The 6,844-nt window shown below is 62.9% G+C and carries 7 protein-coding genes; all 7 read left to right on the forward strand.

All coding sequences use genetic code 11. The annotated features are described in order from the left end of the window. The first annotated feature begins 209 nt into the window (after window positions 1–209). The 7 genes from NR126_RS27735 to NR126_RS27765 all read left to right on the forward strand — a co-directional run bounded on the left by NR126_RS27735 (window position 210) and on the right by NR126_RS27765 (window position 6,585). Window positions 210–1,190, forward strand: coding sequence for a quinone oxidoreductase (locus NR126_RS27735; RefSeq protein WP_105756090.1), 981 nt, complete (start codon window positions 210–212; stop codon window positions 1,188–1,190). A 13-nt stretch (window positions 1,191–1,203) separates the two neighbouring features. Beyond that, window positions 1,204–2,052, forward strand: coding sequence for a TauD/TfdA family dioxygenase (locus NR126_RS27740; RefSeq protein ID WP_027620385.1), 849 nt, complete (start codon window positions 1,204–1,206; stop codon window positions 2,050–2,052). A gap of 87 nt (window positions 2,053–2,139) precedes the next feature. Continuing rightward, window positions 2,140–3,192 carry a 3-keto-5-aminohexanoate cleavage protein gene (locus tag NR126_RS27745; protein ID WP_027620384.1) on the forward strand — a complete coding sequence of 351 codons (1,053 nt, stop codon included), beginning with the start codon at window positions 2,140–2,142 and terminating at the stop codon, window positions 3,190–3,192. A 90-nt stretch (window positions 3,193–3,282) separates the two neighbouring features. Continuing rightward, window positions 3,283–4,602 (forward strand): MFS transporter, encoded by a 1,320-nt coding sequence (locus NR126_RS27750; RefSeq protein WP_256832428.1) that lies wholly within the window; start codon window positions 3,283–3,285, stop codon window positions 4,600–4,602. Next, complete coding sequence (locus tag NR126_RS27755; RefSeq protein WP_256832429.1) at window positions 4,599–5,255, forward strand: DsbA family oxidoreductase; 657 nt, start codon at window positions 4,599–4,601, stop codon at window positions 5,253–5,255. The genes NR126_RS27750 and NR126_RS27755 overlap by 4 nt, the downstream gene beginning before the upstream one ends. Next, the gene (locus NR126_RS27760; RefSeq protein ID WP_105756088.1) at window positions 5,252–5,578 is read left to right on the forward strand and encodes a Rieske 2Fe-2S domain-containing protein; all 327 of its coding nucleotides are present in this window, start codon (window positions 5,252–5,254) and stop codon (window positions 5,576–5,578) included. The genes NR126_RS27755 and NR126_RS27760 overlap by 4 nt, the downstream gene beginning before the upstream one ends. Continuing rightward, window positions 5,575–6,585: a YeiH family protein gene (locus tag NR126_RS27765; RefSeq protein WP_027620380.1), complete on the forward strand. Its 1,011-nt coding sequence runs from the start codon at window positions 5,575–5,577 to the stop codon at window positions 6,583–6,585. Before NR126_RS27760 ends, NR126_RS27765 begins: the two co-directional genes overlap by 4 nt. Window positions 6,586–6,844 lie beyond the last annotated feature (259 nt).

The raw sequence follows: 6,844 nt of genomic DNA on the forward strand, positions 1-6,844 counted from the left end.
CGCCGAGTGCATGGCAGGACTGGCCTGCGGGGTGATCTGCGCAGGTTAGCGGCCGCCGGCAGATAAGTCATCCATTGCCGGGCGGCGTGCTGTCATCAAATGAAAAGCCGTTGTCGCCTGATGAGAAGCGAGCCAACGGGTGGCGACCTACAGTCCAATCAGCGCAAATCGATACCGAATGCCAACCCTGTATTGGAGAATAATAAAACATGGCCAAAGCCATTCGCTTCTACGAAACCGGCGGTCCCGAAGTCCTTCGCTATGAAGATGTCGACGTCGGTGAACCCGGTCCCGGGCAGGTTCGTCTGCGCCATGTGGCCGTCGGCCTCAACTATGCCGACACCTATTTCCGCAATGGCACCTACCCGATCCCGATGCCCAACGGCATGGGCGTCGAGGCCTCCGGCGTGGTCCAGGCCGTCGGTGAAGGGGTGACCAACGTCCAGGTGGGCGACCGCGTCACCTACACCGGTTTTCTCAATACCCTGGGTGCCTACAGCACCGAGCGCCTGATCCCGGCCGCGCCGCTGATCAAACTGCCGGAAACCATCAGCTTCGAAACCGCCGCGGCAATGACCATGCGTGGCCTGACCTCTTCGTACCTGATGCGCCGTATTTACGACTTCAAAGCCGGTGACACCATCCTGCTGCACGCCGCTGCCGGCGGTGTCGGCCTGATCGTTTCGCAATGGGCCAAGCTGCTCGGCCTGAACGTGATTGGCACCGTGTCCACCGAGCAAAAGGCCGAAATCGCCCGCGCTCACGGTTGCGACCACACCATTAACTACAGCCATGAAGACGTCGCCGCCCGCGTGCGTGAACTGACCGACGGCGTTGGCGTCAACGTGGTGTTCGACAGCGTCGGCAAGAACACTTTCATGGGCTCCCTGGATTCGTTGAAGCCGCGCGGCCTGATGGTCTGCGTGGGGACCGCGTCGGGGCCGATCCCGGCGTTCGACCCGGTGCTGCTGGCGATGAAGGGTTCGCTGTTCCTGACCCGTCCGGCCCTGGCCAACTACATCAGCGACCCGGCGGAAAAAGCCGAGCTGGCCGGCGAGTTGTTCGACCACGTTGGCAGCGGCCGGATCAAGATCGAGATCAACCAGCACTACGCCCTGCAGGACGCGGTGCAGGCCCATCGCGACCTTGAGTCACGCAAGACCACCGGCTCGTCGATTTTCGTCATTTAAGGAGCGGCCAGCCATGAAAGTCGAACAATTGACCTGCAGCATTGGCGCCGAGCTGATTGGCGTCAATCTTGCCGACGCGGTGCATGATGACGGTCTGTTTGCCGAGATCCGCCAGCAGTTGCTCCAGCATCGCGTGGTGTTCCTGCGCGACCAGGACATCACCCGCGCCGAACACGTGGCCTTCGCCCGGCGTTTCGGCGAGCTGGAAGACCACCCGGTGGCCGGCAGTGACCCTGAGCATCCGGGCCTGGTGCGGATCTACAAGAATCCGGACCAGCCGATGGATCGCTACGAGAACGCCTGGCACACCGACGCCACCTGGCGCGAGGCACCGCCCATGGGCTGCGTGCTGCGCTGCGTGGAATGCCCGCCGGTGGGCGGCGACACCATGTGGACCAACATGGTCCAGGCCTACGCCAACCTGCCGGACGACGTGAAGCTGAAAATCGCCGACTTGCGTGCCCGCCACAGCATCGAGGCGAGTTTCGGCGCGGCCATGCCGATCGAAAAGCGCCTGGCGCTCAAGGCCATGTACCCGGACGCCGAGCACCCGGTGGTGCGTACCCACCCGGAAACCGGCGAGAAGGTGTTGTTCGTCAACGCCTTCACCACCCATTTCAGCAACTACCACACCCCGGATCGGGTGCGTTTCGGCCAGGACGCCAACCCCGGCGCCGGCGAGTTGCTGCGTTACCTGATCAGCCAGGCGTACATCCCCGAGTATCAGGTGCGCTGGCGCTGGAAGCCCAACAGCATCGCGATCTGGGACAACCGCAGCACCCAGCATTACGCGGTCATGGACTACCCGCCATGCCATCGCAAGATGGAGCGCGCCGGGATCATCGGCGACAAGACCTACTGATCCACCGCTTCTGCATTCGCTCTCGTAAACACGTCCGCCCGGCGCGAACCCGGGTGGACGGGACAATCATAAGAACTGGAGTAACTCATGCAATTCTTCGACGATTCCCTGCACCCGGAAAACATGGAAAAGGTGGTCATCACCGTGGCCCCGTATGGTCCGGAGTGGATGCCGGAAGATTTCCCCGAAGACATCCCGCTGACCATGGACGAACAGGTGCAGAAGGCCGTCGAATGCTATGACGCCGGCGCCACCGTGCTGCACCTGCACGTGCGTGAACTGGACGGCAAGGGCTCCAAGCGTCTGTCGAAATTCAACGAGCTGATCGCCGGTGTGCGCGAAGCCGTGCCGGAGATGATTATCCAGGTCGGCGGTTCGATTTCCTTCGCCCCGGAAAGCGACGGCGAAGCGGCCAAGTGGCTGTCCGACGACACCCGGCACATGCTCGCCGAGCTGACGCCGAAACCGGACCAGGTGACGGTGGCGATCAACACCACCCAGATGAACATCATGGAACTGCTGTATCCGGAGTACCTCAAGGGCACTTCCCTGGATAACCCGATGATTCATGCGGCCTACAGCGAAATGACCGTACCGGCCGGCCCGGCCTGGGTCGCCGAGCACCTCAAGCGCCTGACCGAAAACGGCATCCAGCCGCACTTCCAGCTGACCGGCATGCACGCCCTGGAAACCCTCGAGCGCCTGGTGCGTCGTGGCGTGTACATGGGCCCGCTGAACCTGACCTGGATCGGTATCGGCGGCGGCTTCGACGGCCCGAACCCGTTCAACTTCATGAACTTCATCCACCGCGTGCCGGACGCCTGCACCCTGACCGCCGAGTCGCTGCTGAAGAACGTGCTGCCGTTTAACACTATGTCCATGGCCATGGGGCTGCACGCTCGGGTGGGCAACGAAGACACTATTATTGATCACAAGGGCGCGCGTTTCGGCTCGGTGGATCAGATCAAGCAAACCGTGCGCATTGCTCACGAGCTGGGTCGCGAAGTCGCCAACGGCAAGGAAGCCCGCGAGATCTATCGCATCGGTGTGCAATACAACAGCATCGAAGAAACCCTGCTGGCCAACGGTATGGCCCCCAACCGCAAGGCTGGGCAAAAAGGTGTGCCGCAGCGCGGCTGACCGTCGCACCGGGCGCGCGTCCGTGAACGCCCGCCCGGTGCGCTTTACATGCTTGATAACAACAATAAAACAAAGCTTTGAGGAGGCTAAATGGCCTTTCACCCAATTGCCGACGGCGATGACGACCAAGGTTGTGTCGGCGTTGCACGCAGCTACGCCTGGATCGTCTTTGCCCTGACGTTCGGCTTGCTGATTTCCGACTACATGTCGCGCCAGGTGCTCAACGCGGTGTTCCCGCTGCTGAAAAGCGAGTGGGCCCTGAGCGACGGCCAGCTCGGCCTGCTCAGCGGCATCGTCGCGCTGATGGTCGGGCTGCTGACGTTTCCGCTGTCGCTGATGGCCGACCGTTATGGCCGGGTCAAGAGCCTGGCAATCATGGCCATGCTCTGGAGCCTGGCGACCCTCGGCTGCGCGCTGGCCCAGGATTACCAGCAAATGTTCATCGCCCGCTTCATGGTTGGGGTGGGTGAGGCGGCCTATGGCAGCGTCGGGATCGCCGTGGTGATTTCGGTGTTTCCCAAGCACATGCGGGCAACCCTGGCCAGTGCCTTCATGGCCGGCGGGATGTTTGGTTCGGTGCTGGGCATGGCGTTGGGTGGGGCGATTGCGGCCAAGCTCGGCTGGCGCTGGTCGTTCGCCGGCATGGCGCTGTTCGGCCTGGTGCTGGCGCTGCTGTACCCGCTGATCGTCAAGGAAGCGCGGATCGCCCCGCAGCGCGTGGCCAAAGCGGCAGCCAAGGTCAAGCAACCGTTGCGCACCCTGTGGTCGAGCCGTTCGGTCGTCGCCACCTACGTCGCCAGCGGCTTGCAATTGTTCGTCGGCGGCACGGTGATGGTGTGGATTCCCAGCTACCTCAACCGCTACTACGACATGCCCACCGACAAGGCCGGCGGCATGGCGGCGATCATCGTCCTGTGCAGCGGCGCCGGGATGATCCTGTGCGGCATGCTCAGCGATCGCCTGTGCCGGCATTCGCCGGAGCGTAAGGTCAGCCTGGCCATCGCCTTCTGCCTGGCCAGTTGCCTGCTGTTGTCGGCAGCGTTTGCCTTGCAGGCGGGACCGCTGCAACTGGTGTTGATCTGCCTGGGCATGTTGATTGCCACCGGTACCACCGGCCCGTGCGGGGCGATGGTTGCCAACCTGACGCATTACTCGGTGCACGGCACCGCGTTCGCCACCCTGACCCTGGCCAATAACCTGCTGGGGCTGGCGCCAGGCCCGTTTATCACCGGTCGGGTGTCTGACCTGATCGGCCTGCATGCCGCGTTTCAATTGGTGCCACTGGTCAGCCTCGCGGCGGCGGCGGTGTTCTTTTACGCCAAGTGTCACTACCACAAAGATATTGCCCGCCTTCAGGGACAGCGCGTGGCTGTTGCCGTTGCCGAAACCGGGTTAGAGGTGAAGTTGTGAGTCGTCGTTTACGGATTGATGTGTTTTTCGATTTGATCTGCCCCTGGTGCCTGATCGGCAAGCGTCAGCTGGAACATGCTTTGGTGCAGTTCCGCAGCCGTCAGCCGGATGTGCAGATCGATACCCAGTGGCATGGCGTGCAATTGCTGCCGCAACTGCCGGTGCAAGGTGTGCCGTTCGCTGAGTTCTATCGCCAGCGCCTGGGCAGTGTCGAGGCCGTAGAGATGCGTCAGGAACAGGTGCGCCAGTCGGCGGCAGCGGTGGGCTTGAACATCGACTTCAGCCGAATCGCGACCATGCCCAACACCGCCGACGCCCATCGACTGTTCGAGCATGTCAGCGTCGTGGGCAATGTGGTGCAGCGCGATGTGCTGCTGGAGCGCCTGTTCGCCGCCTACTTCCACAAGGGCGAGGACCTCGGCGACCGTGAAACCCTGCTGCGGATTGCCCGTTCCTGTGGCATCGACCCGCAAGTGGTGGCCGACAGCCTGTTGGGGGACGGCAGTGCCTATGTCGGCGCGCCCGGTGGCGGCAGCGGGGTGCCGAGCTTCCAGTTCAACCAGGGCATGACGGTGGTCGGCGCGCAGCCTGCTTCAGCCTTGCTCGGCGCGATGAGCCAGGCGCTCAAGGACAGCGAGCGGCAGATTGCATGAGTCGGCGTGTGGCGGTACCGGCCGGTAAATACCCGCCGGTGGGTGGGCGCGCGTTGTTCGAATTCGATGACAAGAGCCTGGCGTTGTTCAACGTCGACGGGCAGTTGTTTGTGATCGACGACAGTTGCCCGCACCAGGGCGCTTCGCTGTGTGGCGGGCGTCTTGAAGGGCGAGTGATCCAGTGCTGCGCCCATGGCCTGCGCTTCGATTTGCACAGCGGTTACCTGCTCAATTCCAACGCTGTAAAAGTCACGAGCTACCCGGTCGAGATCATCGACGACCAGGCGTTTATCGTTATCGCAACCGAGGAGTCCGCGCCATGAGCGCCATTGCTCTTACCCGTATCCACAGTCGCACGCGCGAACTGGCGCCGGGATTTATCGTCAGCCTGATTGTCGCGGCGGCGGCGTCTTTTTTGTCGGAGCACTACGGTGCGCCGGTCATGCTGTTTGCCTTGCTGCTGGGCATGGCCCTGAATTTTCTCGCTGATGACGGCCCGTGCAAGGCCGGCGTCGAGTTCACCGCGCGCACCGTGTTGCGCATCGGCGTGGCCCTGCTGGGCATGCGCATCACCCTGGAGCAGATGGCAGCGCTGGGCTGGAAACCGATCGCCCTGGTGGTGATTTTGGTGGTGGTGACCATCGGCGTGTCGGTGATCGCGGCCAAGGCCCTGGGTTTCCAGCGCCTGTTCGGCATGCTCACCGGCGGCGCCACGGCGATCTGCGGCGCCTCGGCGGCCCTGGCGCTGGCGGCGGCCTTGCCCAATCATCCGCAGAAGGAGCGGGCGACCCTGTTCACGGTGATCGGCGTGTCGGCGCTGTCGACCATGGCGATGATCGTCTATCCGATGATCGCCAACTGGCTGCACCTGTCGCCGCAGGTCGCCGGGGTGTTTCTTGGAGCGACCATTCACGACGTGGCCCAAGTGGTGGGTGCCGGCTACAGCATGTCGACCGAGACTGGCGATACGGCCACGGTGGTCAAGCTGATGCGGGTGGCGATGCTGGTGCCGGTGATCGTCACCGCCGCAATGATCACCCGCATGCAGGGCGCCGACCCGACGGGCAAGCGTCCGCCGTTGCTGCCGTGGTTCGCCGTGGGCTTCCTGATTCTCGCCTGCATCAACAGCACCGGCTGGGTTGCACCGGCGGTGCAGGGCTCGATCAACGAACTGTCGCGCTGGTGCCTGGTGATCTCCATCAGCGCCCTGGGCATGAAGACTCGCCTCAAGGAACTGGCCTCGGTGGGTATCAAGCCGATCCTGCTGATGGTGGGGGAGACGGTGTTCCTGGTGGTGTTGGTGCTGTTGTTGCTGCGCTGGGGGTTCTGAGGGCTTTGCCTGTGTATGGCAGGGCTGCACGGTGTTGACTCCTCACGCCGTGCGGTGACGACTGGTGTTACAAGCACCCGTTTTTTATACGGCGACCGTACCAGCGGTTGCCGTTTTTTTTGGTTTTTTTTTGGGAGGGCGCGAGTTAATTCTGTGGGAGCTGGCTTGTCGGGTCGCCGCCCCGTAGCGATGGCGATCTGTTTGTGTACATATCCATTCCTGCGGTAACGGCCACCTATGGTTTCGCCCTTACGGCGAG

The organism is Pseudomonas sp. Pse1 (genome assembly GCF_024519635.1).
GTDB lineage: Bacteria > Pseudomonadota > Gammaproteobacteria > Pseudomonadales > Pseudomonadaceae > Aquipseudomonas.